This window comes from Syntrophobacterales bacterium (assembly GCA_031274925.1).
GTDB lineage: Bacteria > Desulfobacterota > Syntrophorhabdia > Syntrophorhabdales > Syntrophorhabdaceae > PNOM01.
In genome coordinates this window covers 16,729-42,995 of the sequence record JAISPL010000037.1, presented here as the reverse complement: position 1 = coordinate 42,995, position 26,267 = coordinate 16,729, and the positions used below count along the sequence as shown (strand labels likewise).

Sequence of the window (26,267 nt, the reverse complement as noted above, 5' to 3'; positions counted from 1 at the left end):
ACTGGAGGATATATGAAAAAGGTATCTATCGTTGTGGCAGTAGCCGTGATGTTTTGTCTTCCTATGACTGCTCTCGCCCAGTCATTGAATGTCGTATATGTCGATCTTCAAATGGTAATGCTTGAGTCAGAGAAGGGCAAAGAAGCGAAGAAATCACTTACGGATGAGGCCGAGAAACTGAAAAAAAATCTTGACGCCAAGCAGGATGAGTTGCAGAAACTGAAGGATGCGATGGAAAAACAGGGTGCGATGATAACGTCAGAAGCGAGGGCCGAGAAGGATAAACAGTATCAGGCCAAGCTGAAGGACTACCAGAGACTGGCAAATGACTACCAGGGGGAGTTACAGCAAAAGGATATGGAATTTACCCAAAAGATACTGAAAGAGCTCGAAGAAGTTGTGAAAAGTATGGGCGAAAAAGAGCGATACTCTATGGTTTTGGAGAAGAGCCAGGCTGGAATTCTGTTTGGTAGTCCGAGTCTGGATGTGACGAGTAAAGTCATTACCCTCTATAACGAGGCTTCAAGGAAAAAGCCTGCTACAAAGAAATGATCGGTCTTAAGGAAATTGCGGCACAGGTAGGGGGACATCTTCTTGGAGAGGATGTGCTCCTTTCCGGTATTTCGACGATTGGGGAGGCGAAGGAAGGTGAGATAGCTGTTCTTACCAATCCTGCATACAGGAAGCTTCTGACGGGATGCAGAGCGTCTGCTATTGTTATAGGAGAAGGAACAGACGTTGAAGGCTTAAAAGGAAGGAATCTGGTCGTAGTGAAGAACCCTTCCTTTGCATATTTGACAATCGCCGAGCTGTTTGACTCGCCACGAGAGCACATAAAAAAAATACATCCTCTGGCCGTGGTTTCTGATGGTGCGGCTATTTCTGATGGGGTCTCGATCTATCCATACGCCTGTATAGAAAAAGGTACCGTCATTGAGCGGAATGTGACCATATACCCTTTTGTTTATATAGGGGCAAATGTGAGAATAGGGGAGGGAAGCACTATCCATCCCCACGTGACTGTGTACGATGGAACGGTCATTGGCAAAAGAGTAACAGTCCATGGGGGGGCGGTGCTGGGGGCCGATGGGTTCGGTTACATGTGGGACGGGAAGAGCCATGCGAAGATTCCTCAGCTTGGTGCTCTGGAAATAGGAGACGATGTGGAAATAGGGGCAAATACAACCATTGACAGGGCGTCTCTCGGAAAGACTTTGATAGGGAAAGGGGTAAGGATAGATAATCTTGTGCAGATCGCCCATAACGTCTCCGTGGGTGAAAACTCTATCATTGTTTCCCAGGTGGGTATCGCGGGGAGTGCGGTCATCGGTAGGAATGTGGTGCTTGCTGGCCAGGCGGGGGTTAGAGATCATGTCACGGTCGGCGATAATGTAAAAGCAGGCGGAGGAACAGGTATCACGAGTAACGTATCCGAAAACTCACTGATTTTGGGTACGCCTCATATGCCCCACAGAGAGTGGGCAAAACTCCAGGGCTATCTGAAAAGATTGCCGAAACTTTTTGCTGCGATGAAGCGGATTGAGAAGAAACTCCATCTGGAGGTTGAAAATGGTAGAGATTAACGAGATCCTGAAGCTCTTGCCCCACAAGTACCCTTTCTTGCTGGTAGACAGGATTTTGGAGTATGATCGAGAGAAAAGGATCGTAGGTATAAAGAACGTGACATTCAATGAGCCATTCTTTCAAGGGCACTTTCCCGGCAGACCTATTATGCCAGGTGTTCTTATTATTGAGGCCTTGGCTCAGACGGGAGGAGTTCTCGCATTCAAGAGTTTTCCTGACACGAAAGGGTCGGTCCTGTTTATTGGGATTGATAATGCCCGCTTCAGAAGGCCGGCGGTGCCTGGGGATCAATTGAGACTCACAGTGGATGTGGTAAAACACAAGAGGGGTATCTGGATATTCCAGGGAGAGGCGACCATTGAAAACGAGGTTGCCGCAGAGGCACGGATAATGGCGATGTTAAAGAAAGAACCGGAAGACGGCTAGAGAGGGAAGACTCAAAGGCAGGAATACCAAGTCCGGGGTTTAAGTTACGACATCCGTTGCGGACAGGGAGAAGATATATTGATAGATTCTACTGCAATAATACACAAAGACGCAGAGATTGGCGAAGATGTTCACATTGGACCGTACTGCATCTTAGAAGAAAAGGTGAGGGTTGGTAGGGGAACAAGATTACTTTCCCATGTGGTGTTGCACAAAGACACTCAGGTAGGTGAAAACTGTACTATAAGTCCATTCGCATCTCTTGGAGGTTCTCCTCAGGATATATCGTATAAAGGGGAAGAGACGACCCTTGTCATGGGAGACAACAATACAATAAAAGAATATGTGACCATAAACAGGGGGACCGAGCACGGTGGTGGGGTGACCAGTGTGGGCAACAATAACTTCATTATGGCCTATGCCCATATTGCCCATGATTGCAAGGTGGGCAACAACGTAATCATGGCGAATTGCGCGACGCTGGCAGGTCACGTGGAGATTGCCGATTTTGTGATATTCGGCGGACTTTGCGCGGTACACCAATTCTGCAGGATAGGTAAATACTCATTCATAAGCGGAGTAACCGGAGTGCCGAAGGATGTGCCCCCCTTTGTAATCGCGGCAGGCGACCGGGCCAAATTGTACGGACTCAACGTAGTGGGTCTTGAGCGCCGAGGATTCGCTAAAGAAGATATTACTCAGCTCAAGAAGGCGTACAGGATTATTTTCAGGTCATCCCTGCCGCTCAGTACATCGCTCAGGGTTGTTCAGGAAGAAATATCCGGAGAACACCAACATGTAAATAGTCTTATCGAATTTATTAAATCTTCAAAGAGGGGTATATGCCGTTGAAAATAGCTTTAGTCGGCGCGGGACACATGGGCAGGATACACCTGCAGAAACTGAGCGCCATGGAAGACATCGAAATTTTGGGTGTGGTGGATGTGAATACTTCCTGGACGCGTCAGGTATTACCCAAAAACGAAATCCCCTGTTTCACTGATTATAGAGATATTGTAAGACAATCAGATGCGGTGGTAATAGCTACTCCGACCGAGTCTCACTATGAAGTCGGAAAAGCCGCCCTAGAAAATGGGGCGTCCGTCTTCATTGAGAAACCGGTGACTTCTACCGTCGAGCAGGCCAGAGAGCTTATTGATCTTGCAAAAAAGAAAGGTCTTGTGTTTCAGGTGGGTCATCTCGAACGATTCAATCCTGTTTTTGCGAAAGCCTTGCCGGCAATCAAGAAACCAGTGTATGTCGAGGCAGTGAGAGTCAGTCCTTTTACCGGAAGGTCCACGGATGTAACCGTTGTGCTTGATATTATGATCCACGATATTGATCTCGTTCTTTCCATAGTTAAAGATCGAGTGAAGGCAGTCCAGGCTCATGGATTTCCGTTTCTGAGCCAAAAACTTGATATGGTAAATGCAAGAATAGAGTTTGAAAATGGTTGCGTTGCGAATCTCACAGCGAGCAGGGTTGCCGTAGGAAAGGAGAGGCGATTGCTTGTTTTTGAGAAAGAAACGCAGTATTCTATTGACCTTCTGGGCGGGCGGTTGACGATTGCCTCCAGAGGTGGTGACGGTAATATGGAAACGGTGGAATATGAAACCGCAAATGCGGACGCTGTGAAACACGAACTCACCGAATTTATTCAGTCTGTCAGAGGCGAAATCAAATCAAGCGTCACGGGTGAGGATGGGTTGAACGCCCTTATGCTTGCCGACTCGATTGATCGGTACATTGCAAGCCGGTCCTGAATTCAGAAGTTTCAATAATAAGATTGTCCTCGTGACCGGCGAACTTTCCGGAGAGATTCATGCCCTGCATCTCGTGAAGGCGATAACTAGATTGCTGCCCATCAAATTTAGCGGAGTAGGCAGTACCCGACTTGCGGAGGCGGGTGTCAGGATTATTTACGACTATGGACGCATATCTCTTACGGGTTTAAGTGAAATATTTGTAAAACTCAGATATATCAGAGAGGCATACGGGAGATTGAAAAAGCATCTTATAGAGGAGAAACCCTCTCTTATCATTCTCGTCGATTTTCCTGGATTCAATCTGAAAATTGCGCACATGGCAAAGAAAGAAGGTATACCAGTAATCTATTTTATACCGCCTCAGTTATGGGCGTGGCGTGAATCGAGGATCAAGAAGATCAAGAAATTTGTGGATCATGTGATATGTATACTTCCTTTTGAGAAAGCTTTCTATGACAGCCACGGAGTTGATGTCACCTACATCGGTCATCCTTTTACGGACATTGTGAAGCCAAAACTCGGACGGCAAGAATTTCTCGATATGGTGGGTGCGAAAGAAGGTGACGCAATGGTTACCATCATGCCGGGTAGCAGGGAAAACGAGTTTACGAGACATATGCCGCTACTACTTGAGGTTGCGGATGAACTGGTGATGCGCGTAGATAATCTCAAGGTTCTCCTTCCTCTTGCCGACAGCATTGAAGACCGGATTATCCAAAAATATTCTGTCGGGAGGTCGGTTATCCCCATAAGAGGACTTTCCTATGATGCGCTGTCCTATTCCGATACCGCCATTATGGCTTCAGGCAGCGCGACCTTGGAAGCGGCCATTCTCGGCACCCCTACGATAGTGGTCTACAAAGTCTCCAAATTATCTTATGTTGTTGCGAAAGCGCTTGTAAAGGTCAAGTATATCAGTCTCCCCAATATCATCATGGGTGAAGAAATATTTCCAGAGTTCATCCAGCATATAAGCACAGGAGATATTGTGGAAAAGACACTCTATATGTTAAAAAATGGAAGAAAGGGACTTGAAAAAAGGATGACTGAGATAAAGAGAAGGCTCAGTTCCGAAGATTCATATCATTTGGCCGGAGAGTCGATTGTACGATTTTTAGAGGATAGATATGGCGCTATATTTTAGATTGTTAGGCTTTCTGAAGCCTTACCGGATGAAGTTGGCTTTTGCCATGGTGTTTATGGCGCTGGTGGCAGGTGCTAACGGACTCACAGCTTATGTGGTGAAGCCTGTCCTTGACAATATTTTCTTTGAGAAAAACGCAAGCATGCTCCTTCTCATCCCATTCGGAGTAGTTCTCCTTTACCTGACTAAAGGAGTCTTTACCTACGCGCAGGCGTATCTAATGGGCTACGTGGGGCAAAAAGTAGTAACGGACATAAGGAATCTGTTGTTCGACCGTCTTCAGAGACAGCCTCTTTCATTTTTTGATAAGACACCTACCGGAGTAAGTATATCGCGCATCATGAACGATGTTACCCTCATTCAGACATCCGTCTCTGATGCGTTCACAGCAGTTCTTCTTGACGCTTTCAGCATCTTTGGCCTCATCTTTGTTGTATTCTACAGAGACTGGAAACTTGCCGCCATAGCCTTCGTTGTTCTGCCATTTGCCATCTATCCCATCGTATCCTTTGGGAAAAGATTGAGAAAGATCAGTACAAAAACCCAGAGATCAATGGCGAAGATGACCAATTTTCTCCACGAAACGATTACAGGACAACGCGTCGTGAAGGCTTTTTCCATGGAGGAATATGAGAATAGGAGGTTCGGGCTGGAAAACGAGGACCTTTTTAGTGCCAATATGAAACGTTACAAAGTAAGAGCTTTATCTCATCCGATCATGGAGTTGTTGGGTGGCATTGCAATGGCTGTGATTATCTGGTATGGTGGAAAAGCGGTAATTGCAGGAAACTCAACACCTGGTAACTTTTTTTCCTTCACTGCGGCACTCCTCATGCTGTACGAACCCATAAAGAGACTTAACAGGGAAAATCATAATATACAGCAGGGGCTTGCTGCTAGTCAGAGAGTCTTTGAGATCATTGACCGTGAGCCTGAAATAAGGGAAAACGAGAGTGCCATCGAACTTGAGAGGGTTGAGGGCGTAATCGATATCAAGGGCGTTTATTTCAAATACGACGAGAAAATGGTACTTATGGATGTGAATCTGAGGATAAGCAAGAATGAGGTCCTTGCGGTTGTAGGAAAAAGCGGAACAGGGAAGACGACGCTGGCCAATCTAGTGCCGCGATTCTATGATGTGACTGAAGGTTCTCTGGAGATCGACGGGACTGATATCAGAGATGTCACCTTATGCTCCCTCAGGAAAAATATCGCCCTAGTTACACAGGATGTCATACTTTTTAATGATACTATAGGAAACAACATAGCCTATGGAGGGGTCCAGGATCAGGAGAAGATCGAACAGGCTGCCAAGATGGCCTTTGCCCATGATTTTATTTTGAAGCAGCCCAAAGGATATAATACCATGGTCGGTGAGAAGGGGGTGCGTCTTTCCGGGGGTCAAAAACAGAGGATCGCCATTGCGCGGGCCTTGTTCAAGGATGCCCCGATACTTATTCTTGATGAGGCCACGAGCGCTCTGGATACCCAGGCGGAGATGGAGGTCCAGAAGGCCTTGGAAAACCTAATGAAAGGAAGAACCACGATCATCATAGCTCATCGGCTTTCCACCGTGATGAACGCCGACCGAATAATAGTCCTTGACGGCGGAACGATTATCCAGCAAGGAAGACACGATGACCTCATAATGATTGATGGGCCGTACAAAAGCCTTTATGATATACAATTCAGGGAACCTCCAGAGAAAAAAATCATTAAAATGGGAAAGAGAGCTAAAAGTGTTTAAAAAACTGAAATACATGATCATGCTTAACGCGTTGCCTCCCATAATTTATCTTTTCCTTCTTTTTTTCAGAATGACAGCGAGGATTGACTATGTATACAGCGAAGCATTCCGTGCCATGTGGGAGCGTGGAGAGAATGCTATCGTCTGTTTCTGGCACGGGAGACTTCTCATGATGCCCTTTGCGAACAAGCGCGGGAAGGGCAAGGTTCTTATAAGCAGACACAGGGACGGCGAATTTATCGCCAGAACCATGGCCTATTTTAACCTTGGAGCCATCAGGGGTTCTTACAGGAAGGGGACCGTCTCCTCTCTGCGAGAGATCATGCGTGATCTCAGACGTGGTTTTGATGTGGCAATAACCCCGGATGGCCCGAAAGGCCCGCGATTTAAAGTCAAGAAAGGCATCGTGGAACTGGCCAAACTTACTGGAAAGCCAATAGTGCCTCTTACCTTCGGCGCAAGTAAAAAAAAACTTTTAATTCCTGGGATCGGTTCGTTGCTCCCCGCCTATTCTCGAAAGTAGTGATAATCTGGGGTGATCCCATCTATGCAGGAAAGAACGATACCACCGAAGACATTGAAGTCAAGAGGATTGAACTTGAGGAAAAACTCATCGCTTTGACGGACAACGCAGACGAAATGGCATGTGGAAGATAATATATAATATCCTGATACATCTGCTTCTTCCTTTTTTTGTTTTCTTTTCCTTGGCCAGCCCGAAAATACGGAGGACACTCGGCGAAAGGCTTTTTCCTGCCAAAACCAAAACAATGCTTTCAGAGGCCCTCTGGATACATGCAGCCTCGGTGGGGGAAGCGGTAATTGCCGAAAACCTTCTGAACTGCGTGCGCGGGAAGGACTGCAGGGAAAAATTTCTTGTCACTACCAATACGTATTATACCAGAGACTTTCTGAGGGCCAAAGCAGGGAGCAACGTTCACGCATACTCCCTCCCTTTTGACATACCGTTTTCCATAAGAAGGTTTGCCGGCGGCGTCAACTTTAAGGCCTTGGTCATTGTGGAGACGGAGATTTGGCCTAATCTTATATGGTACGCTGGAAAGAGAGGTATTCCGGTTGTGATTGTGAACGGGAGGATATCGGACAGCACTGTGAAGCAATACAAGCGGTTCTCTTTTTTTATGAGAAGGGTGTTTTCAGATGTTGATCTTGTGCTAGCCCAATCAGAGGGGCACAGGGAGCGGTATGTGGAGATCGGCATGGACCCTTCGAGAGTGGTCAATGCGGGTAACATGAAATATTATCGGAATGTGGAAGGTGGGGGCGGTGCTTCAAAAGGTAACATAATTACCTTCGGAAGCGTGAAGGAAAAAGAGGTATACATAATAGCGCCTGTCATAAAGAGATTAAAACGACGCTTTCCTGACTTCCTTATTTTTGTGGCGCCAAGAGAACTGCATCTTATAGGGCTCCTTGAAGAGCAGTTTGCAGAGTCCTTTGATACGATGAGATATTCCGTGTACAGTGGGCTTCCAGATGCAAAGCCATCCATCGTAATAGTCGACACTGTTGGAGACCTCCTCTCTATATATGCAAAGAGCGCGGTCGCTTTTGTGGGCGGAAGTCTGGCTCCCTATGGAGGTCAGAACATGCTGGAGCCGCTCTTTTTCGGAACTCCCGCAATTTTCGGTCCCTATACGGAAAATTTCCGCGAGATAGCCGCCAAAATCATTGAGCGTGAAGCGGGAGTCACGGTGGAAACAGGGGAGGAACTATTTCTTCAAATGGAGTGTATTCTGACCGACGAGACAATGAGGAAAAGAATGGGAGATGCAGGGGAGAAGATTGTCATGGAGCAGAAGCAGGTTATGGAGCGGGTCACTGATGCTATCATGGAGGTGATATGGAAGAATTCTCAAAACTCGTAAATCTCATGGAGACTCTTCGTGGTGATAAGGGATGCCCGTGGGACAAGAAGCAGACGGTTAAGGAATTCAAGACATACCTCCTTGAAGAAGTGTATGAGCTGATAGATGCAATCGAAAGGGATGACGGACAGGCTCTAAGAGAAGAGCTTGGCGATTTGCTTTTTCATATCGTATTTATAACCCAGATTTGCCGAGAAAGAGGACTGTTTGACATACAGGATGTGGTCTCTCATACTCATGAGAAGATGTATCATCGGCACCCACATGTATTCAAAGGGATCCACGACGGTGTGTCGGTTGAAAAAAGGTGGGAAGAGCTGAAAAAAGAGGAAAACGCCGATTATTCTCCTCTATCCCATGTCCCCCGCATAATGCCAGCCCTGCTCAGGGCATATGTTATCTCTAGGCGGGCGTCAAAGGCCGGGTTCGACTGGATGGAGTTGGCCGACGTTCATAAAAAGATGTCAGAAGAACTTGAAGAGCTTGAAAGAGCTGAGCGTTCAGGATCAGATAGTGCCGTGAGGGAAGAGGTAGGCGATGTGCTTTTTACCATGGTAAATATTGCGAGGTTTCAGAGGATCGACCCTGAAGATGCGTTACGGCTTGCGTGTGATAAATTTATCAGGAGATTCAATTACGTAGAGCAGAAGACAGACTTGAAAACCGCTTCTTTAGCAAAAATGGACGAGTTGTGGGACGAGGCTAAGGCTTACCTACGTTCAGACTCAGTTTGACACTTCTTATCGTATTGTGTATATCAGGGGAACGTCAGATCAGGTTGTGGGTAGTAGAGCGGATTGATAGGCTTCTTGCAAGTCTTTGGTTATTTTGTTCTATGGCTTCTCACGATCCTCATAATTTTCTTGACGTCCGGTGTCATTACTGTTAGAAGGTGTGGGATGAAGGAATATGATGTCATTGCGATCGGTGGAAGCTTGAGCTTGATCGCGTGGTTTTGGTTTACAAGGCGTTTACCTTGCACCTACTACCGCGAAAGACTGCAGGACAGGAAAAGAAAAAACACTTCAAGGGAGATACGATGCTCGTTGCCTCTGGAAGGCAATCGAATGCGGACCGACTCAAGGCTGAAAAAAACAGGCATTAAATGGACGCCGTCCATGACTACCTTCAAGCGAGCAAGCCTGATATATGGGCTATAGGGATGCCGCAGGAAAGGTGTGTTCGCCCATGCCTCAGACCATGAAACGCGCGTGGCATGGGCTAATGTTTGGAGCGAGGATCCTCAGTTTCCACATAATAGGTGCTGGAACGGGCGGTGTTTGTCCAAGAAGTATAAAAAAATGTGTGAACCAGAAAAGAGCGCTACAAAACTATCCCTGAGGTCATGGATATATTATATTACCCGTTCTTTCCGAAGTAATCCCAGAGATGTTCCATCTGCCCTGAAGAATAAATGTCCTGAGCGGGACTTGTCGATCCTTCCGGGCAGAATAACTTAACCTTTTTCCCGCTCCGACAATCTGGCCCAGGAATCACGAAGAGGTACTACCCGGTTGAAAACGGGTTTTCCTGCAGATGAATCAACGGGATCAACAGAGAAATATCCAAGCCTTTCAAATTGGTACATAGTTCCTGGCCTAGCAACATCAAGACTTACCTCGGCGCGGCACCCTGCCACTGTCTGCAGTGATGCCGGATTGAGATGGTTGAAAAATGAATCGCCCGAGGCTGCTGGATTGGGTACCAGAAACAGGCGATCATACAATCTAGCTTCGACGGCAATTGAATGATCCACCGATACCCAATGAATGACGCCTTCGACTTTACGCCCGTCAGAAGGGATGCCGTTTCTTGTTGCAGGGTCGTAAGTGCAATGCACCTCAACTATTTCGCCTGTTTTATCGTCCTTCACTGTGCCTGAATATTTCACCACGTATGAGTTTCTCAGGCGGACCTCTTTGCCTGGACTTAGGCGTTTATACTTCTTGGGAGGGTCTTCCACGAAGTCGTCGGTTTCTATGTATAGAACTTTGGAAAATGGTACCATCCGTGTTCCAAAGGTGGGATTCTGAGGATGATTGGGACACTCAAAACTTTCCACCTGCCCTTCGGGATAATTATCGATCACGAGACGAAGAGGTCTGAGCACCACCATGACGCGGGGTGCATGCTCGTTTAGGTCGTTGCGGACGCAACTTTCGAGTAAAGACATGTCAACCAGATTGTCGTTTTTCGCCACCCCGATCCTTGTGCAGAAATCCTTGATAGCTTGGGGCGTGTATCCGCGCCTTCTCATTCCCGCGATGGTGGGCATCCGGGGATCATCCCAACCTTTCACAGATTTCTGCTCCACCAGCTCAATGAGCCTTCTCTTGCTCAGAACCGTGTAGCTCAGGTTGAGACGGGCAAACTCAATCTGCCGGGGTTGGGGTTCAGAAATGAGTTGATCCACTATCCAATCATAAAGAGGCCGGTTGTTCTCGAACTCAAGAGTGCAGATAGAGTAGGTGATGTTCTCTAACGCATCGGAAAGGCAGTGGGCAAAATCATACATGGGGTATACGATCCATTGTAAGCCGGTCCGATAGTGGGGCGATCGCTTGATCCGGTAAATGACGGGGTCACGCATGGTGATGTTGGGCGACGACATATCGATTTTTGCCCTTAAGACGTGAGCGCCGTCCGGAAATTCGCCTGCCCTCATCCGGTTGAAGAGATCCAGATTTTCCTCTGCCGAGCGGTTCCTGTAAGGGCTTTCTCTTCCAGGTTCCGTCAGAGTTCCACGATACTCCCTGATCTTATCCGCGCTAAGACTGCAGACATATGCTTTACCCGCCTTGATCAGCATTACGGCGAACTCGTAAAGTTTCTCGAAATAGTCGGAAGCATAAAAGAGTCGGTCCTGCCAGTCGAAGCCGAGCCATTGAACATCCTCAATTATGGAGTCCACGAATTCAAGGGATTCACCGCTCGGATCGGTATCATCTATGCGAAGATTGCACGTACCGCCATGCTGGGCGGCGATTCCGAAATTGAGACACACTGATTTGGCATGACCGATATGGAGATAGCCGTTAGGTTCAGGAGGAAAGCGTGTGGCAACGTGACCCCCGTTTTTGTTCGTCGTAAGATCGTCTTCAATGATCTCACGGATAAAGTCGCTTTGAGGTGTAGCCTCGGTATCAATCATGCAGGGTATTATCCTCCTCTTTCTTGCGTACAGCCAATGATGTTGTGGCAAAATTTGCTAATTTATTACCATAGCGAAAGATTTCTTTCAATCGAATGATTTTGTGGAAATCTCATTTCCAGATCTACGAGCGCTAATCTGGCATAGATGTTGGGTGGGAGTATTAATCAAACGAAGCAACCCAGGTCTGTGACAATATAACCTGTGTAAAGGCTACCCGACCCGAGAGGGTGGGAGGTAAGCATGCATTATGAGCCGAACTCACCTGTCCATCATGGTATTATCTCTGAAGTATGCTTTCCTATAAGAAATGGGTGTAGTCAATCATTCTCTTGATGGTTTTGTTTTCCACATATTTATCCCGGAACTGTTTTGTCGAGCGCCTTGTCACATCAATTCATAGATCTAACCATAGCCGGGCATGAGACTGTTTTTTTGACTCGTGGAGTCGCTCGGCCGGACAGTAGCTATGCGCCTTTATTACCTTGAAAAGACATACTTTTACGCAATGACCACAGGAGTTACAGAATTTTTCCCGCTCAGTAGTCGTGGTGGAACCGAGGGATTTTTCCGAGAAAACCTTTAGGCAAACGCTGGCATAAAGACCATCTTTCTGGCAGCCCATGGGGTCAATCTCTATAAAGGCACTCTTCATTTTTCCTCAATTCATATACTGGACAAGGTATCACAAAAGCTCCTTAAAGAAACAGGTTCTTAAAAATGCCTACCACTTTTTGGGCCGAAGGAACTGTCCCTGCCACCCATTCCCCCTTGATTTATAACGGTTTTTTGTATAATATCTATAGGCGGTCTGGCACCTAATTGGTGGCAGGGGTCTTGCCCATTAATCGATGCTACGGAGAATAAGAGGAAGAAATGGAAAAAAGAATTATCGATGAGATTGCAGGCATTGTGGGGCAGGAAAATGTCCGCGCTTCCCTTGAGGAGAGACGGTGCTATTCATATGATGCGAGAACAGACGGAGCAGTCCCGGATCTGGTGGTCCTTCCTTCGTCGGCAGATGAAGTATCTCGTATTCTCATTCTGGCCAATACACATCTGATCCCGGTGATTCCTAGGGGTTCTGGTACCGGATTGACCGGAGGTTCCATCTCTCTGTCTGGAGGGATTGTTATTTCTTTTACTAGGATGAACAGAATACTCGAAATCGATCCAAAGAATCTGATAGCAGTGGTGGAGCCGGGAGTAGTCACTTTTATTCTTCAGGAGGAGACTGCGAAACATGGCCTTTTTTATCCTCCCGACCCGGCTTCATATAAATATTCGAGCATAGGCGGGAACATCGCGGAGTGCGCCGGGGGACCTAATTCGTTGAAGTACGGCGTCACACGGGACTACGTGCTCGGCCTAGAGGTTGTGCTCCCAACCGGTGAAATCATCAATCCTGGAGTTCGAACCATGAAGGGAGTAGTGGGTTATGATCTTGCCAGACTCTTCGTAGGCAGCGAAGGGACGCTCGGTGTGGTAACGAAAATCATCCTTAAGCTGATACCGCTGCCCGAGGCGAGAGCCACGATCCTGGCTTTATTTGCAGAGGTCGACGAGGCCGCAGAGGCAGTCTCTGCCACGATTGCCGCGCGGGTTGTGCCCTCTACCATCGAATTTATGGATCGGGCTTCGATCCGTTGCAGCGAGCAGGCCAACCCTATGGGTATTCCAGAGGATGTGGGTGGTCTCCTTCTTATTGAAGTGGACGGCGATGAACAATCCATCAACTCCCAGGCTGAAAAAGTGAAAGAAATTATGCTTGAATATAGGGCAGTAGATTGCCGTATGACCAGAAACCCGAAGGAGGCAGATAAGTTGTGGCAGGCGAGACGCACTCTTTCACAGGCGCTCTTCAATATAAATCCAGTGAAGATAGCTGAAGATGTGGTAGTACCCCGTTCAAATATTCCCGCTCTCATCCATGCCCTTGAAGAGATGGGGAAGTGGTTCGGCATACCTATTCTGAGTTTTGGCCATGCCGGTGACGGCAACTTCCATGTGAACATTATGATAAAAGATACGAGAGAAGACAGGGAAAAAGCGGAGAAAGCGGTGAAAGAGATTTTCACCGAGGCATTGAAGCTCGGAGGCACCCTGTCCGGAGAACACGGGATAGGTATCTCCAAGGCCGCTTATCTTGATATGGAACTTTCTTCCGAAATCATTACAGTCCTGAAAAAAATAAAACAGCTTTTTGATCCCAACAACATACTGAACCCGGGCAAGATTTTCGTTTAAATGGCTTAAACCTAGACCGGAGGCGCCTTGAATGTGAACTATTCCTCTTCCTCAAGATCGGGGAGAACGACGAGCATTTGGTTATACTCGTGTAGCACTTTTCTGGTGAAAGGCGTGTCGGGAGCATAATCTTTGGACACTTTATTTCTGATCTTATAAGACCCTACATTATACGCATGAAGGGCTGTCTTCAGGTTCTCAAATTTCTCCAGAAGACTTGAGATATGGTTTACTCCTATTTTTATGTTCTTTTCCGGCTCGTTGAGCGTTTTTGATCCCTTCACTTGTATGCCCATGTCTTTCGAAACGTGTCGCGCCAGAGATGGCATTATCTGGAGAAGCCCCCGTGCACCGCGCTTTGAGACAGCATCACTCCTGAAATTGCTTTCCACCTTCATCACTGCAAGAATGAGTCTGTAGTCAACGCCGCATTCCCGGGATTCTTCATAAACCCTGTCGGCTATCGTCTTGAGTTTATCTTCGGAAGTTCGTACCTTTTTTGATTTGAGATAATCGACGATCTTTTCTTTAACGTAGGCATCGTCTTTGCGGATCTCATCGCTGAACACCCGGACCGCTGTGACCACGGTAAAAAGCAAAACAGCGGTTATTATCACGGAGATTGAGGTAAATTTTGACATTCTAAACAATCGCATAAGAAATATTACTAACTTTTGCTCTGATAAATGTCAAGTAATTTTTTGGCAATCATTCTATTTGCGGCGGCTATTAGATAATGAATTCGATATGTTATGTGCTGGCCTCCTGTTCTTTGAATGTCTGCGCTGGATGAGAGCCCTGTGTATCTCCCGTTCCTCAAAGGATTTTGCCACATGTAGGGTTTCTCCGGTAAAGGGATGTTCTTCAGTGTAGTACATGCAACTTGCCACAGTGGAGGGCAGGGGGGTAAAATCCTGAACCTGCTCGGGATGCATCTTTCGTTCCCGGAGATACATTGAGAGGCTATTTTCATTCTCTATTGTCGCTCCCGGGTGTGCGCTTATAAAATAGTTCACCACATATTGGTCCTTCCGGATCCGGTTCTGTATCTCCTTGAATTTGTGGATAAATCTCTGATAGACCTGAAAGTCAGGTTTGTTCATGACCCTTAGAACCGAATCCACCGAATGTTCTGGGGCAACTTTCATCTGACCGCCAACATGATGCCGGCAGAGGTATTCGAAATAATCCGTTGTCTCCTTGTCGACAAGGAGGTCGTACCGGATACCGCTTTCTATAAACATGTGCTTGACTTTTGGGAGAGAGAGGATCGTCCGATAAAGCTCCATGCTTTCCCTGTAGCCGAGCCTGAGGTTTTTGCATTTCACCGGGATCAGGCAATCTCTTTTGCCGCAATGACCTTTTTCCAGCCATAACGGACATTGTGACCCGTACAGGTTGGCCGTAGGACCTCCCACATCCGTAATTGTGCCCTTGAAGTCCTTCATTTCGGAGATTTTTTTTGCCTCGTCAAGGATGGACTTCTCGCTTCTCGACTGGACAATCATGCCTTGATGCAGCGATAATGAGCAGAAACTGCAGGCACCGCAACAGCCCCTGTGAGAAATTATGGAGAATTTGACCGTTTCTAGGCCGGGAGGCGGTTTGTCTTCCTTATGTGAAGCGTGAGCTGTTCGTGTGAACGGAAGTCCGTATATGGCATCCAGGTTATCTCTGGAGAGGGGAGGGGAAGGAGGGAACTGGATTACATATCGCCTGTCGTGACGTTGGGTGAGAATTTTTCCGGTGAAAGGATCTTGGTTCGCATAGAAAATCTTGAATGCCGAGCTAAACTTCTTCTTGTCATCCCTGGTCTCTTCGTAGGTCGGCATGTGAATGGGGCCATCGGACAGAGGCGCCTCTTTTCTTACGATGACGGTGCCGGGAATTCCGTAAAGATCGGCTCCCTCCGTCATGCGCCGGGCGATCTCGACGATCGGCCGTTCACCCATCCCGTAGACGAGGATATCGGCTCTTGTGTCCAGGAGAATGGACCTACGCACTTTATTATCCCACCAGTCGTAATGGGACATCCTCCTGAGGCTCGCCTCAATGCCGCCTATGACAATGGCCGTGTCGTGGAAAGCCTCTCTTATCCTGTTTGCGTAGACTATTACGGCCCGGTCTGGTCTTAGACCCGGTCTTCCTCCTGGAGAGTAGACGTCCACCTTTCTTCGTCTTTTGTGGGATGTGTAATTGGACACCATAGAATCAAGATTCCCGGAAGTGACTCCGAAAAAAAGTCTTGGTTTTCCTAAACGTGTAAAATCGTCGACACTTTTCCAGTCCGGCTGGGCAATGATACCGACCCTGAAACCTGCCGACTCAAGGAGTCTTCCTATTACGGCGGCTCCATATGAGGGGTGATCCACATAGGCGTCTCCGGTGACCAGAATAATATCAAGAGTTTCCCATCCCCGTGCGGTCAGATCCTCTTTGCTTGCAGGCAGCATATCAGTCATGTCGATATATTGTAACAGAATCCGGTGAAATTATGGTACTCTGTACTGCAAGACTGTGTATTAGCTATTCATAACGTGCATCCCTTCAAGGGGTTACCCGTATTTCTCCTTGACTTTACTATCTTTTTTTACTATTATTTTAAACTTTTCGGAGGTGAAGGAAAATGGGAATTGGATTGCTTGGTAGAAAACTCGGAATGACACAAATATTCGGGGAGGACGGCAGCGCTATACCTGTGACCGTAATTAAGGCTGGTCCATGTGCGGTGGTGCAGAAAAAAACCGTCTCCGGTGATGGATATGATGGGATTCAACTCGGGTTTGAAGAAATAGAAAAGGTGAAACGGGTAAATAAACCGGCGAACGGTCACTTTAAAAAAGCGAATGTTTTGCCAAGGGCATTACTGAGGGAGTTCAGGGTTGATGCGGAGGGACTGGAAGCCTATGAACTTGGCGGCGAGATTTCGGTGGAAATATTCGAGCCCGGAGAGTTTGTAGATGTGACGGGTACATCGAAAGGTAAGGGGTTTGCGGGCGTTGTAAAACGACATCACTTTAAAGGGGCGCCTGCGTCACGGGGCACGCATGAGTTTTTCAGGCATGGAGGTTCTATCGGGCAGAACATGACGCCGGGGCGTACCATTAAAGGAAAGAAAATGCCTGGGCATATGGGTTCGAAAAGGGTTACGGTACAGAACCTGAAGGTGATAGATGTACGAGGTGACACAAATATTCTTATGGTTGAGGGAGCTATTCCTGGTCCCAGTAATGGGTTTGTGATTATAAAAAAAGCCGTGAAAAAGTAGCGGTGAAGGTAGTTTCTGTCTGAAAGCCGAAAAGATAAGTTCGGTTTAGGGCGATTCAAGAATGTAAAGAGGCCGACGGAGTATCGGCCTCTTTTTTATTGCCGATTAGCATATGGCCTGGTTGAGAATGAATTGCGCAAGTTTTTTCACGCCTGCTCTGAAAGACTTCGTTCGGAAGCCTGGTGTCCAGGAATCTTCAGTAAGTAAATCAGACACGACGAGAAAGACGATCCCTCTGATTCCAAGGTAATTGCATACGCTGTAAAAAGAGGCAGTTTCCATCTCCACGCCGCTGATACCCAGTTCCCTGTATCGCATAACTTTGCCAGCCGTTTCTCTGTAGATGGCATCGCAACTCCATACCGTACCTGAGTGGAATCCTTCATCTCTTGCGTTTGTCACCCACGAATTAAGCCAGCTGGAAGATACCATGGCGTCATTGCCCTCCATATAGTGAAAAGAAACACCGTCTTCCCGCAGAGCACCCGTAGCCACGAGGATGTCTCCTATCGCCAAAGCCGGATCAATTCCACCGCAATACCCCCACATCACGAACTCTGCCACCCCGAAAGCGGCAAGTTCTTCCACGAGGGCTGAAATATTGGGTCCTCCGAAATAAGAGCGAGTGATAACCGTCTTAAAGCCATTGAGACGGTATATCTGTCTGAAACGTGACCAAGCCTCCACCGGTATGCCTTTTGATTGACTCAGGATGTAATTCAGATCTCCTTTATTGAAGGTAACTATTGCCCTCTTGGGGAGAGCAAGATCATCCGACAAGTTTTTTGTGAAGGCATAGATTATATCATGGGGGGATAAGACTGGACGGGAAGGATCAAAGCGCCTGTTCAACGAATCTTCTCTTTAATCTTTCATATGAGTCCATAATGTGTTCGGAGATGACTCTCACGTCTCCCATGACAGGCATAAAATTGGTATCACCGAACCATCTGGGTACAATGTGAATGTGGAAGTGCTCCTCCAGACCCGCACCAGCCGCCCGCCCTGAGTTTATACCGATATTGAGACCATGGACGTTGAAGTCTCTTTTATAGATAATTGACATGATCTTCACGAGCCGGATCATGTCAAGAGCCTCCTCGTCGGGCAGGTCCTCCAGCGTACCAACGTGTCTTGCCGGAACGACCATCGTATGGCCATTCGTATAGGGGTAGCGGTTCATAATCACGAAGGCCCTGCCTTTCCGTCCCACGACGAGCGACTGTTCATCATCGACTTCATCAATGCAAAGGAAGCACTTTTTGTCATCCTTTGGCTCACTGCCGACATATTCCATTCTCCATGGCGCCCAAATTTTTTCCATATTAATCCCTCGAAAATATATAGTCTTTCCAATAATCAGGCATTACATTTACGCCCACAAGGAGCATAAGCATATAAAATCCGCGAGGCCTTGATGGTCTTTTTCGAGGACTCATGCCTGCCTCATCCGGCATCTTGTCGCCCTTCTTGACGTTGCAGTGGAGACACGACGTGACAATATTGGTCCATTCCGCTGTACCGCCTCTTGACCGGGGAATTATGTGATCGCATGTCAGGCTTTTGGGTTCGAATTTTTTCCCGCAATACTGACAAGTGTAGTTATCCCTTAAGAAAATATTCTTTCTTGAAAACTTGACGTTTATGTGACGGTTTCGTACAAGCCTGAGCAATCTGATTACTGCCGGATGTCGCATGGTGGCGGATACTCCCTTTATTTCCCGTTCGTATTCTTTTAAGACCTCAACTTTTCCGAGAAATATAAGGGTAACCGCCTTTTTCCATGGTAGAACGTTTATCGGCTCAAAACTGGTATTAAGGAGGAGGGTCCTATCCATAACCTGCTGAAAATTAACGTTTTTAGCCGCGATTGTCAAGAATTTTCGGGGTTCACCTGTGGACCGTAAGTCTCACATTCTGGAATCCCTTTGTTTGCGGGCAGTTCAGTACAAAGGAGACGATTTTTGTGGCATGAGAGGATGAACTGTGATAATTATCGGTAGACTTATATATAAAAGGAGAGCGAAAATGCCGGTATTTGATGAAGATGATAAAGCTGTGTTGATGAATGACATAGACGTTCCCGGAGGATATACCGCGGATCGCGGAAGAAAGACAAAGGTAGTGCCGCCTAAGGGTAGCAAGATGCCGTCTGTCCTCAAAAAAGTGCCGGTTTTTCCTATAATCCTTGTTATATTGATCGTTCTTGTCGGGATTAGATTGCTCTTTCTTGAGAATACAGTGTCTGGTCTCGCCACCGAGGTCAGTGAGCTAAAAGGAGTAGGAGGGCAACTGGCAGGTTTCCAGACGAGTTCCGATGCCAAAATCGAAGCCTCCAATAGAGAACGCAACAAATTGAAGTCTGAAATCCTGCAATTGCGGGCCGAGATTGATGCGGTAAAGGCCCATCAGAAACATCAGGCCGAGTTAACCAGCCAAAAAAGACAGATGACTGAGGCAAAGAAAAAGGAGAAGGAAAAAGCATCAGCAAAGAAACTTGGCTCTCGAGAGAAAAGGTCCTGATCCCGGGAAGAACTTGTTGGCTCTAATAATCGTCCTACTACGAAACGTAATTTTATGCGGGTTGTTTAGATTGGGGCCAGGTGTTGCAAATTTTTGCTCCCTCTTCCTTGAAAGTACGGTAAATAGTTCCCTTCTATTAAAGAGTTACGCGCACTATGGGATCTAGGAATCGAACCGTCAGCAGGGCCTTTCTGCAGTTAGGGCCGGCAGAACTGGCGTTTCGTTCCGTGTATCTCCTGTGAACCGCCTGTTTTAGAGAAAGCTTGTAGTAAACGTGGAAATGTGTTATGATATATATGTCTGAGATACCTCTTAGTAGGGCGTTTTGGACAGCCCCTCCTGCCATCCCCCCCCTTCACTGGCAGGGGGGCTTCTTTTTCTGGCAAACAACCATTTTTATCATCTTGATGTAAACAAGATCTCCGTGGCACCAATCCTTCTCAAAGATGAATATAAAAAGGAATGTTTCTTAGTCCCTTACCAGCCAATGCACCTTAGGGACCGTTGTATTATGGACCGGACTGCCACAAATGGATGCTCACAGTTAAAGACGAATTTGATTCTCTATGGGTATACTATCTGTAGGTATCCTTGGTACGCGATAAATTTGTGGAATACGCTGAGTGTGGATGAAGCCGTTTAAGGAGTGAGAAAACCAGAAGGAACTCACGATGCCGAAATGGCAACAAAGAAGGATATCCTCAGACAATTAAGAGAGTGAAGGAAGTGCGCTGGCGATCGCCTTATCGAGGTGAAGTCCGGGAACTGGATGTAGCTAAAAGTGGGCTGTTGGAATCCAAGCAAACTGAACGGAATGAGGTAATGAGGTGTTTCTGAATAGGAACATAAAACCGAGATGTATAATTGAGAAATATCTTGATATGAATACAAATATTGTTGTATAGTCAAAACAGATAATTTATTTTGATAGAGCCGATTCACTAATAAAAATAGCGGCGCCGTAAGTGCCGATTTCATATTGCAGTTTTAGGAGTGGCAGTTAAAATAAAATTACTAAAGGAGGTGAGCAAGTAGATGACAAGAGTTTCAGGAGCCTGTCCGTTTTCAAATAAATTGTGCAAAGAATGCCCAATTTACATTGGCAGGCATTCGCAGATTTGTAAAGCAGCAAGGCACCTAAAGGCAGCCAGACCGAAGCCGACGTACGGATGCGCCCATCTGAAGTTTGAGTTTCCTCAGGAGCTTATCTATAGCAACATGCGGCTCAAGGACCTTGAAGAAAGGGAGGAGAACCTCACGGAAGCAAAAATAGTGTGGAAAAGTCAAACAGAGTGAGCTGCAGGTTCAAGGGCGAGCAATCAGGACTTGTCAAGAAACTACTGTTGGCGGCGGCTAAATTTACGGTTTAAAAACAGCTAAGAAAGTATTACGGAAAGGAGATAAACATGATACATGATTTTACGTACCTAAGACCAGGCACGGTCCAGGAAGCGTTGACCATGCTTTCAGATCATGTGGACGATTGTAAGATTATCTGCGGCGGTCAATCACTGCTTATTGTCATGCGGCAGGGCCTTATTGTCACGAACCACCTGATCGACATCAAAGGCTTGAAAGAGCTTGATTATATCAAGTATGACGACAAAGAAGGTCTAAAAATGGGCGCTACTACAACCCACAAGAGTATAGAAACGTCGGCGCTGCTTAAAGAGAAATATTCTATTCTGCCTAAAATGGAAGAAAGACTTGCCTCAGTTCAGACGCGTAACTGGGGAACGATCGGTGGCAACCTGGCTCACGCAGACGCTGCAGGCGACCCGGCTCCCGTGCTGATTGCGCTAGGGGCAAAAATAAAGGTGGGATCGAATAAAGGTGAGAGGGTTATGGAACTTGAAGAGTTCTATACCGACCTGTTTGAAACTGCAATGGAACATGACGAAATGATCCTTGAGGTCCAGGTTCCTCCTATGACCCCGAAGACCGCATGTGTATACAAGAAATTTAACCTTCTACAGAATGACATGGGCATCGTGGGTGTGGCTGCGAAAGTGGTTGTAGACGCATCAGGAATGATCACCGACGCGAGAGTTGTACTTGGCAATGCGGGAGTAACACCGATTCGCGCGAAAAGTGCAGAGAAGGTTCTTATTGGCAAGAAGCCCGATGATGCCATCTTTGCGGAGGCCGGCGAGGCCGCAGGCGGAGATGCGGATCCTGTGTCCGATATCCATGCATCCGATGATTTCAGACGGCACCTGATCAAAGTCCTGACGAAGCGTTTGGCAAAACAGGCTTGGGAACAGGCTGTCAAATTAGGGTAGGGAGGTTTATACAGTATGGAAAAGAAAGAGATAAAATTGTCGGTCAATAAAGTAGAGTATGAACTTTACGTAAACCCCAAAACCCTTCTTGTTGAAGCCATAAGAGATCATATCGGGCTTACCGGGACGAAAAGGGGTTGCGAAACGGTTTCTTGCGGAGCTTGTACGGTGCTCGTGAACGGTCTGGCCGTAAAGGCGTGTTCCATACTAGCAATGCAGTGTATAGGTATGGAAATCACTACTTCCGAGGGGCTTGAGGCAAATGGGAAACTTGCCCCTATCCAGAACGCATTCCTGGACGAAGGTTCCTATCAGTGTGGTTTCTGTACCTCAGGTATGCTGATGGCTACATCAGGGCTGCTCATTGAGAACCCGAAACCTACTGTTGATGAGATCAAAGAGGCCATAGAAGGCAATATCTGTCGCTGCACCGGTTACAATAGCATTGTTCGGGCTGTCGAGCGGGTGGCAAAAGGTATGTACAAGGAGGACTCACTATGACAACCACAAGTCTGGCGAAAGAAAAACTGCACGTTATTAATACCCACGTTCATAATATCGATGGCATTGCGAAGGTGACGGGCCGGGCGACATACAGTTTCGACGTGAAACTGCCCGGTATGCTCTACGGAAAGATCCTTCGGAGTCCGCATGCTCATGCAAAAATAATAAGTATCGATGCAAGCAAAGCCCTGGCGATGAACGGTGTAAAGGCCGTGGTGACGGGGAAAGACACGCTTGGCGTAAAGCAGGGTATCTGGCGGCGGTTCAACGAGCTTTGTGATGAGCAGATTCTTCCGATTGACAAGGTTCGCTACATCGGTGAACCTGTATGCGCAGTAGCGGCAATTACAGAGGAAATCGCGGAAAAAGCCCTTGACTTTATTGATGTTGAGTACGATGTGCTTGATGGTGTGTTTGAGCCGTACGAAGCCATGAAGAAGGGTGCGCCGGAGCTTCATGAAGGTGTGGAGAGAAATATCAATGTTACCCGGCATATCGAGTGGGGTGACGTGGAAGGTGGTTTTGAGAAGGCCGACTATATCAGAGAAGACCACTTTTTCTGTGGCGGCCAGGCACATATGTGCATGGAGACCAGGTCTGCAGTGGCCAGTTACACTCCCGAGAAAAAACTTACCATTTGGCATTCGAACCAGTCTGCATATTACATACAAGCCCTTATGGCTGGTGTACTGGGCATGAGAGAGGGTGATATCCGCGTCATCGCACAGTATGTGGGCGGTGGTTTCGGCGGTAAGTTTGAGCTTGACGGCGCAGTTTTCTGCTCATCTATTCTCAGCATGAAGACTTTCAGACCTGTGAAGGTTGTATTCAGCAGAGAGGAGGATTTCATTGCCTCCAAGCGTAGAACCCCGATGCACTATTGGGTCCGTACCGGCGTATCAAAAGACGGTACATTCCTTGCCCGTGAGTCAAGGGTTGTGAGCAACGGCGGTGCATACACAGGTATGGGGGCAACAGCCTTATACCTGACCGGCTTCTTCCACTCCTTTCCTTACAGGTGGGGCGGATACCGGTACGACGGATACAGAGTTTACACGAACACCCTTCCGTCAACCTCCATGCGTGGTTTTGGCGCACCCCAGGCGTTGTTTTGTTCCGAACAGCAGCTTGAGTGGATCGCGAAAGACCTTGGTCTTGACCCGGTCGAGATGAGACGGAAAAACGGTCACTACGCCGGTTACGAAGTCCCGGGCCAGGCGTTTATCGCCAGCTGTGGTCTCGACGAGGCATTCACGATCATGCAGGACTGGCTTACCAAGAAGAAAGCTGGCGGTCTTCCTCCCAATAGAGGTCTTGGTTTCTCGGCTGCAGGTTTTATGTCGGGTGGCATCTTCAACTGGTTTGATACTCCGTATTCATTCTCTTCAGCTGTTGTTACCATCAATCAGGATGCAACCGTTGAGCTTCATATAGGCGCAACAGAGATCGGCCAGGGTTCTAACACGACGATGGCAATAATCGCCGCAGAAACGCTCGGAGTCAAAGTTGAGGATATAAAGGTTCATTCAGGCGACACCGACCACTGTCCGGCTGACCTCGGTGCATGGGGTTCCAGACAGACTCTAATGACCGGTAATGCGACAAAGAGGGCGTGTGAAGATGCAAAACACCAACTTTTAGAATTCGCGCTGGCGAAAATGGGCTTAAATATAGTATACGACCTCGACATCGCGGATCGGTGGGTACATATTGTAGCACGTCCTGAGAGAGGCATGCCCTTTGAAGAACTGGTTAAGATAGCCCTTCGCGGTAAGGATGGACAGAGGATCGTAGGCAGGGGTTATTACACTCCTCATAGAAAAGGTATGATATCTCCGGCTTACAGTTATATGCTGCAAGGTGTGGAAGTTGAAATTGATCCGGAGACAGGCAAAATTGACCTTATTGACAGTCTCACCGCCCATGACTGCGGGACGCCGATCAACCATCTGGGCCTTACCGGTCAGTTGGAAGGCGCGTTCTCCATGGCAGCGGGCTATGGTTATCTTGAGTATATGCCATACGAAGACGGCAAGCTTATGAATCCGAACCTGGTCGACTACAAAATGATCAGAGCCACGGAAATGCCGCCTGTCCCTATCGCCGAAATCGACACGTATGAGCCGGAAGGACCGTACGGTGCGAAGGAAGCCGGCGAAGGCCTTACAAACCCGACGGCAGCGGCAATAGGCAACGCTATCTTCAATGCCCTCGGCATTCAGATAAAGGAATGCCCGATCAGACCGCATATGATCGTGGAGGCATTGAGAGAGAAGGCAGAAAAAGAAAAAGTCGGCAAGTAAAACAAATACCGAATGAGTAGAGAGGAGGTATGCAATGGCTATTGAGTTAAAATATAGATGCCCCGTATGTGGCAAACAGTATGAAGTGAGCTTGCAGGCGGCGCGACACGTGTTTGGAACAGGCGACAAAAAACACCGGGACTGGGTTGACTCACAGGGCGTAAATTTCAAGGACCTGCTGGTTGAACAAGCATTGAATCCCGGAAATCAGAGCTATCAGACAGTTGCGGAGCTTATCGAGAAGGCGCAAGCAAGCCTGAAAAAGTAAACGGGAACATTAGCAACGTTTTGAATAAAAGGAGGCTTTCATGATAATTGAAGGTGGATTTACGGTCAAAGCGCCGATCGAAAAGCTGTTTGATTTTCTCATGCAACCAGAAACCGTCATGATGTGTATACCTGGCACGGAGTCAGTCAAGATTATCGACGATATGAGCTTTGAGAGCGTGGTAAAACAGAGAGTCGGGATCATATCGGTCAAGTTGAAATTCGTAACAAAAAAAATAAAAATTGAAAAACCGACCCATGCCGAGTTTGAGGGCGAAGGCGAGGATATGACGAAGCTTGGTCACTTCAAGCAGAAGACATTCCTTGATCTCAAAGAAACGGCTCCCGGCGAAGTTGAGTTCTCCTATAAAGTGAATGTGACAATTGTCGGAAAACTTGCGATGTTCGGCGACAGGGTAATGAAACAGAAAGCAAAAGACACAGAAAAGGTGTTCACGAAGAATCTCCAGGAAAAGCTGGCGAGTATCGCATAGAAATATCTTTGTTCGAACGGTATTGGGAGAGGGGTTCCTTGAATTAGGGACCCCTCTCTTTTGTAGATGCGGAGACGATGGTAATTTGCCTTACCCACCATATCAATCCGATACCTCTTTTCTTTGCTGTACCGTTTTCTTGTATCCGATATCGTGTCCTCGATATATGGTAAGGGCGTTGAGAAGGGTCCGTAAGACGGACTATTTCCCAGAACGCGTCCGCTCCATGCGAGTTTCATGCGAGTCAATCATCATTTAAGTCTATGTCTACTCTTAACAGAACTTTACGTAAAAATGTGTGGTATGCGATAAGCTGATAAATTTTGCAAATTGAATAAAGACAGGTTCGCGGCCAATAGGTAAAATGGCGTTGCAAAACATCATTTAAACCGAAAGGAGTCCGCGAACCATGCCTAAGAAAATCATACAACTAAACGAGGGAGTCATAAAGGATGAGCTGAAGGAGTTAGTCTTCGGTAGTGTGGAAGAAACGCTAAACAGTCTGTTGGAACAGGAGGTGCTATAGCCGCTAAATACGAACGTACAGCGCCAGGGCTACCGAAGTGGCCACTCCTCCGGTGATGTGACGCTCAAAATCCCAAAGCTGAAGGGGATGGCATTTGAGACCGCGAAAACCGGGGTGTCCGCCGGATGGAGGACATCACGGAGGCC

The 26,267-nt window shown here is 47.3% G+C and carries 25 protein-coding genes; 19 read left to right on the top strand and 6 right to left on the bottom strand.

Translation table 11 applies throughout. The annotated features are described in order from the left end of the window. Positions 1 to 12: 12 nt before the first annotated feature. From LBQ00_06520 to mazG, 10 genes are all read left to right on the top strand, one after another. Positions 13 to 552, top strand: a complete 540-nt coding sequence (locus LBQ00_06520; GenBank protein ID MDR2018505.1) for an OmpH family outer membrane protein — start codon at positions 13 to 15, stop codon at positions 550 to 552. After that, positions 549 to 1,583, top strand: a complete 1,035-nt coding sequence (lpxD, locus tag LBQ00_06515) for a UDP-3-O-(3-hydroxymyristoyl)glucosamine N-acyltransferase (GenBank protein MDR2018504.1) — start codon at positions 549 to 551, stop codon at positions 1,581 to 1,583. The genes LBQ00_06520 and lpxD overlap by 4 nt, the downstream gene beginning before the upstream one ends. Further along, the gene (gene fabZ, locus LBQ00_06510; protein MDR2018503.1) at positions 1,570 to 2,010 is read left to right on the top strand and encodes a 3-hydroxyacyl-ACP dehydratase FabZ; all 441 of its coding nucleotides are present in this window, start codon (positions 1,570 to 1,572) and stop codon (positions 2,008 to 2,010) included. Before lpxD ends, fabZ begins: the two co-directional genes overlap by 14 nt. Before the next feature lie 78 nt (positions 2,011 to 2,088). Further along, positions 2,089 to 2,862: an acyl-ACP--UDP-N-acetylglucosamine O-acyltransferase gene (gene lpxA, locus LBQ00_06505; GenBank protein ID MDR2018502.1), complete on the top strand. Its 774-nt coding sequence runs from the start codon at positions 2,089 to 2,091 to the stop codon at positions 2,860 to 2,862. Beyond that, positions 2,853 to 3,773, top strand: a complete 921-nt coding sequence (locus tag LBQ00_06500) for a Gfo/Idh/MocA family oxidoreductase (protein ID MDR2018501.1) — start codon at positions 2,853 to 2,855, stop codon at positions 3,771 to 3,773. Before lpxA ends, LBQ00_06500 begins: the two co-directional genes overlap by 10 nt. Next, positions 3,745 to 4,920, top strand: a complete 1,176-nt coding sequence (gene lpxB, locus LBQ00_06495; protein ID MDR2018500.1) for a lipid-A-disaccharide synthase — start codon at positions 3,745 to 3,747, stop codon at positions 4,918 to 4,920. Before LBQ00_06500 ends, lpxB begins: the two co-directional genes overlap by 29 nt. Then, positions 4,904 to 6,667, top strand: coding sequence for a lipid A export permease/ATP-binding protein MsbA (gene msbA, locus LBQ00_06490; protein MDR2018499.1), 1,764 nt, complete (start codon positions 4,904 to 4,906; stop codon positions 6,665 to 6,667). Before lpxB ends, msbA begins: the two co-directional genes overlap by 17 nt. Then, positions 6,660 to 7,190: a DUF374 domain-containing protein gene (locus LBQ00_06485; GenBank protein ID MDR2018498.1), complete on the top strand. Its 531-nt coding sequence runs from the start codon at positions 6,660 to 6,662 to the stop codon at positions 7,188 to 7,190. Before msbA ends, LBQ00_06485 begins: the two co-directional genes overlap by 8 nt. A gap of 121 nt (positions 7,191 to 7,311) precedes the next feature. Then, a complete protein-coding gene (locus tag LBQ00_06480) occupies positions 7,312 to 8,556 on the top strand; it encodes a hypothetical protein (GenBank protein MDR2018497.1) in 1,245 nt (414 codons plus the stop codon). After that, positions 8,532 to 9,290, top strand: a complete 759-nt coding sequence (gene mazG, locus LBQ00_06475; GenBank protein ID MDR2018496.1) for a nucleoside triphosphate pyrophosphohydrolase — start codon at positions 8,532 to 8,534, stop codon at positions 9,288 to 9,290. Before LBQ00_06480 ends, mazG begins: the two co-directional genes overlap by 25 nt. Before the next feature lie 722 nt (positions 9,291 to 10,012). On the opposite strand, the gene LBQ00_06470 is transcribed toward mazG, so the two are convergent. Further along, a complete protein-coding gene (locus LBQ00_06470; GenBank protein ID MDR2018495.1) occupies positions 10,013 to 11,707 on the bottom strand; it encodes a glutamine--tRNA ligase/YqeY domain fusion protein in 1,695 nt (564 codons plus the stop codon). A gap of 876 nt (positions 11,708 to 12,583) precedes the next feature. Here LBQ00_06470 and LBQ00_06465 point away from each other — a divergent pair. Further along, positions 12,584 to 13,954 (top strand): FAD-binding protein, encoded by a 1,371-nt coding sequence (locus tag LBQ00_06465; GenBank protein MDR2018494.1) that lies wholly within the window; start codon positions 12,584 to 12,586, stop codon positions 13,952 to 13,954. Positions 13,955 to 13,992: 38 nt separating this feature from the next. On the opposite strand, the gene LBQ00_06460 is transcribed toward LBQ00_06465, so the two are convergent. Both LBQ00_06460 and LBQ00_06455 read right to left on the bottom strand, forming a co-directional pair. After that, positions 13,993 to 14,595 (bottom strand): lytic transglycosylase domain-containing protein, encoded by a 603-nt coding sequence (locus LBQ00_06460; GenBank protein ID MDR2018493.1) that lies wholly within the window; start codon positions 14,593 to 14,595, stop codon positions 13,993 to 13,995. A gap of 72 nt (positions 14,596 to 14,667) precedes the next feature. Beyond that, positions 14,668 to 16,416: a YgiQ family radical SAM protein gene (locus tag LBQ00_06455; GenBank protein MDR2018492.1), complete on the bottom strand. Its 1,749-nt coding sequence runs from the start codon at positions 16,414 to 16,416 to the stop codon at positions 14,668 to 14,670. A 164-nt stretch (positions 16,417 to 16,580) separates the two neighbouring features. On the opposite strand from LBQ00_06455, the gene rplC reads away from it, so the two are divergent. Next, positions 16,581 to 17,222, top strand: a complete 642-nt coding sequence (rplC, locus tag LBQ00_06450; GenBank protein MDR2018491.1) for a 50S ribosomal protein L3 — start codon at positions 16,581 to 16,583, stop codon at positions 17,220 to 17,222. Positions 17,223 to 17,327: 105 nt separating this feature from the next. Here the strand turns inward: rplC and LBQ00_06445 are convergent, their stop codons facing one another. Genes LBQ00_06445 through LBQ00_06435 form a run of 3 tightly spaced genes read right to left on the bottom strand, consistent with a single transcriptional unit; the run spans position 17,328 to position 19,060 of the window. After that, a complete protein-coding gene (locus tag LBQ00_06445; protein MDR2018490.1) occupies positions 17,328 to 18,074 on the bottom strand; it encodes a nucleoside phosphorylase in 747 nt (248 codons plus the stop codon). Beyond that, positions 18,058 to 18,546 (bottom strand): HIT domain-containing protein, encoded by a 489-nt coding sequence (locus LBQ00_06440; GenBank protein MDR2018489.1) that lies wholly within the window; start codon positions 18,544 to 18,546, stop codon positions 18,058 to 18,060. Before LBQ00_06440 ends, LBQ00_06445 begins: the two co-directional genes overlap by 17 nt. A 1-nt stretch (position 18,547) precedes the next feature. Next, complete coding sequence (locus tag LBQ00_06435) at positions 18,548 to 19,060, bottom strand: HNH endonuclease (GenBank protein MDR2018488.1); 513 nt, start codon at positions 19,058 to 19,060, stop codon at positions 18,548 to 18,550. A 190-nt stretch (positions 19,061 to 19,250) separates the two neighbouring features. On the opposite strand from LBQ00_06435, the gene LBQ00_06430 reads away from it, so the two are divergent. From LBQ00_06430 to LBQ00_06400, 7 genes are all read left to right on the top strand, one after another. Then, a complete protein-coding gene (locus LBQ00_06430; protein MDR2018487.1) occupies positions 19,251 to 19,745 on the top strand; it encodes a hypothetical protein in 495 nt (164 codons plus the stop codon). 1,035 nt (positions 19,746 to 20,780) lie between these two features. Next, on the top strand, positions 20,781 to 21,041 hold the full coding sequence (locus LBQ00_06425; GenBank protein MDR2018486.1) for a hypothetical protein: 261 nt from the start codon (positions 20,781 to 20,783) through the stop codon (positions 21,039 to 21,041). A gap of 110 nt (positions 21,042 to 21,151) precedes the next feature. Beyond that, positions 21,152 to 22,027 (top strand): xanthine dehydrogenase family protein subunit M, encoded by an 876-nt coding sequence (locus LBQ00_06420; GenBank protein MDR2018485.1) that lies wholly within the window; start codon positions 21,152 to 21,154, stop codon positions 22,025 to 22,027. Positions 22,028 to 22,042: 15 nt separating this feature from the next. Further along, on the top strand, positions 22,043 to 22,528 hold the full coding sequence (locus LBQ00_06415) for a (2Fe-2S)-binding protein (GenBank protein ID MDR2018484.1): 486 nt from the start codon (positions 22,043 to 22,045) through the stop codon (positions 22,526 to 22,528). Further along, the gene (locus tag LBQ00_06410; GenBank protein MDR2018483.1) at positions 22,525 to 24,834 is read left to right on the top strand and encodes a xanthine dehydrogenase family protein molybdopterin-binding subunit; all 2,310 of its coding nucleotides are present in this window, start codon (positions 22,525 to 22,527) and stop codon (positions 24,832 to 24,834) included. The genes LBQ00_06415 and LBQ00_06410 overlap by 4 nt, the downstream gene beginning before the upstream one ends. A gap of 34 nt (positions 24,835 to 24,868) precedes the next feature. Continuing rightward, a complete protein-coding gene (locus LBQ00_06405; GenBank protein ID MDR2018482.1) occupies positions 24,869 to 25,102 on the top strand; it encodes a hypothetical protein in 234 nt (77 codons plus the stop codon). A gap of 40 nt (positions 25,103 to 25,142) precedes the next feature. Next, entirely contained in the window at positions 25,143 to 25,595 is a 453-nt protein-coding gene (locus LBQ00_06400) for a hypothetical protein (protein ID MDR2018481.1), read from the top strand. Positions 25,596 to 26,267 lie beyond the last annotated feature (672 nt).

Coding starts and splice junctions, on each gene's coding strand:
- LBQ00_06430 (MDR2018487.1), top strand. CDS start 19,251: ATGCCGGTATTTGATGAAGATGATAAAGCTGTGTTGATGAATGACATA.
- LBQ00_06405 (MDR2018482.1), top strand. CDS start 24,869: ATGGCTATTGAGTTAAAATATAGATGCCCCGTATGTGGCAAACAGTAT.
- LBQ00_06460 (MDR2018493.1), bottom strand. CDS start 14,595: ATGTCAAAATTTACCTCAATCTCCGTGATAATAACCGCTGTTTTGCTT.
- LBQ00_06435 (MDR2018488.1), bottom strand. CDS start 19,060: ATGGATAGGACCCTCCTCCTTAATACCAGTTTTGAGCCGATAAACGTT.
- lpxD (MDR2018504.1), top strand. CDS start 549: ATGATCGGTCTTAAGGAAATTGCGGCACAGGTAGGGGGACATCTTCTT.
- rplC (MDR2018491.1), top strand. CDS start 16,581: ATGGGAATTGGATTGCTTGGTAGAAAACTCGGAATGACACAAATATTC.
- LBQ00_06465 (MDR2018494.1), top strand. CDS start 12,584: ATGGAAAAAAGAATTATCGATGAGATTGCAGGCATTGTGGGGCAGGAA.
- LBQ00_06520 (MDR2018505.1), top strand. CDS start 13: ATGAAAAAGGTATCTATCGTTGTGGCAGTAGCCGTGATGTTTTGTCTT.
- msbA (MDR2018499.1), top strand. CDS start 4,904: ATGGCGCTATATTTTAGATTGTTAGGCTTTCTGAAGCCTTACCGGATG.
- LBQ00_06470 (MDR2018495.1), bottom strand. CDS start 11,707: ATGATTGATACCGAGGCTACACCTCAAAGCGACTTTATCCGTGAGATC.
- LBQ00_06500 (MDR2018501.1), top strand. CDS start 2,853: ATGCCGTTGAAAATAGCTTTAGTCGGCGCGGGACACATGGGCAGGATA.
- LBQ00_06420 (MDR2018485.1), top strand. CDS start 21,152: ATGATACATGATTTTACGTACCTAAGACCAGGCACGGTCCAGGAAGCG.
- mazG (MDR2018496.1), top strand. CDS start 8,532: ATGGAAGAATTCTCAAAACTCGTAAATCTCATGGAGACTCTTCGTGGT.
- LBQ00_06480 (MDR2018497.1), top strand. CDS start 7,312: ATGTGGAAGATAATATATAATATCCTGATACATCTGCTTCTTCCTTTT.
- LBQ00_06455 (MDR2018492.1), bottom strand. CDS start 16,416: ATGACTGATATGCTGCCTGCAAGCAAAGAGGATCTGACCGCACGGGGA.
- LBQ00_06400 (MDR2018481.1), top strand. CDS start 25,143: ATGATAATTGAAGGTGGATTTACGGTCAAAGCGCCGATCGAAAAGCTG.
- LBQ00_06440 (MDR2018489.1), bottom strand. CDS start 18,546: ATGGAAAAAATTTGGGCGCCATGGAGAATGGAATATGTCGGCAGTGAG.
- fabZ (MDR2018503.1), top strand. CDS start 1,570: ATGGTAGAGATTAACGAGATCCTGAAGCTCTTGCCCCACAAGTACCCT.
- LBQ00_06425 (MDR2018486.1), top strand. CDS start 20,781: ATGACAAGAGTTTCAGGAGCCTGTCCGTTTTCAAATAAATTGTGCAAA.
- LBQ00_06410 (MDR2018483.1), top strand. CDS start 22,525: ATGACAACCACAAGTCTGGCGAAAGAAAAACTGCACGTTATTAATACC.
- LBQ00_06415 (MDR2018484.1), top strand. CDS start 22,043: ATGGAAAAGAAAGAGATAAAATTGTCGGTCAATAAAGTAGAGTATGAA.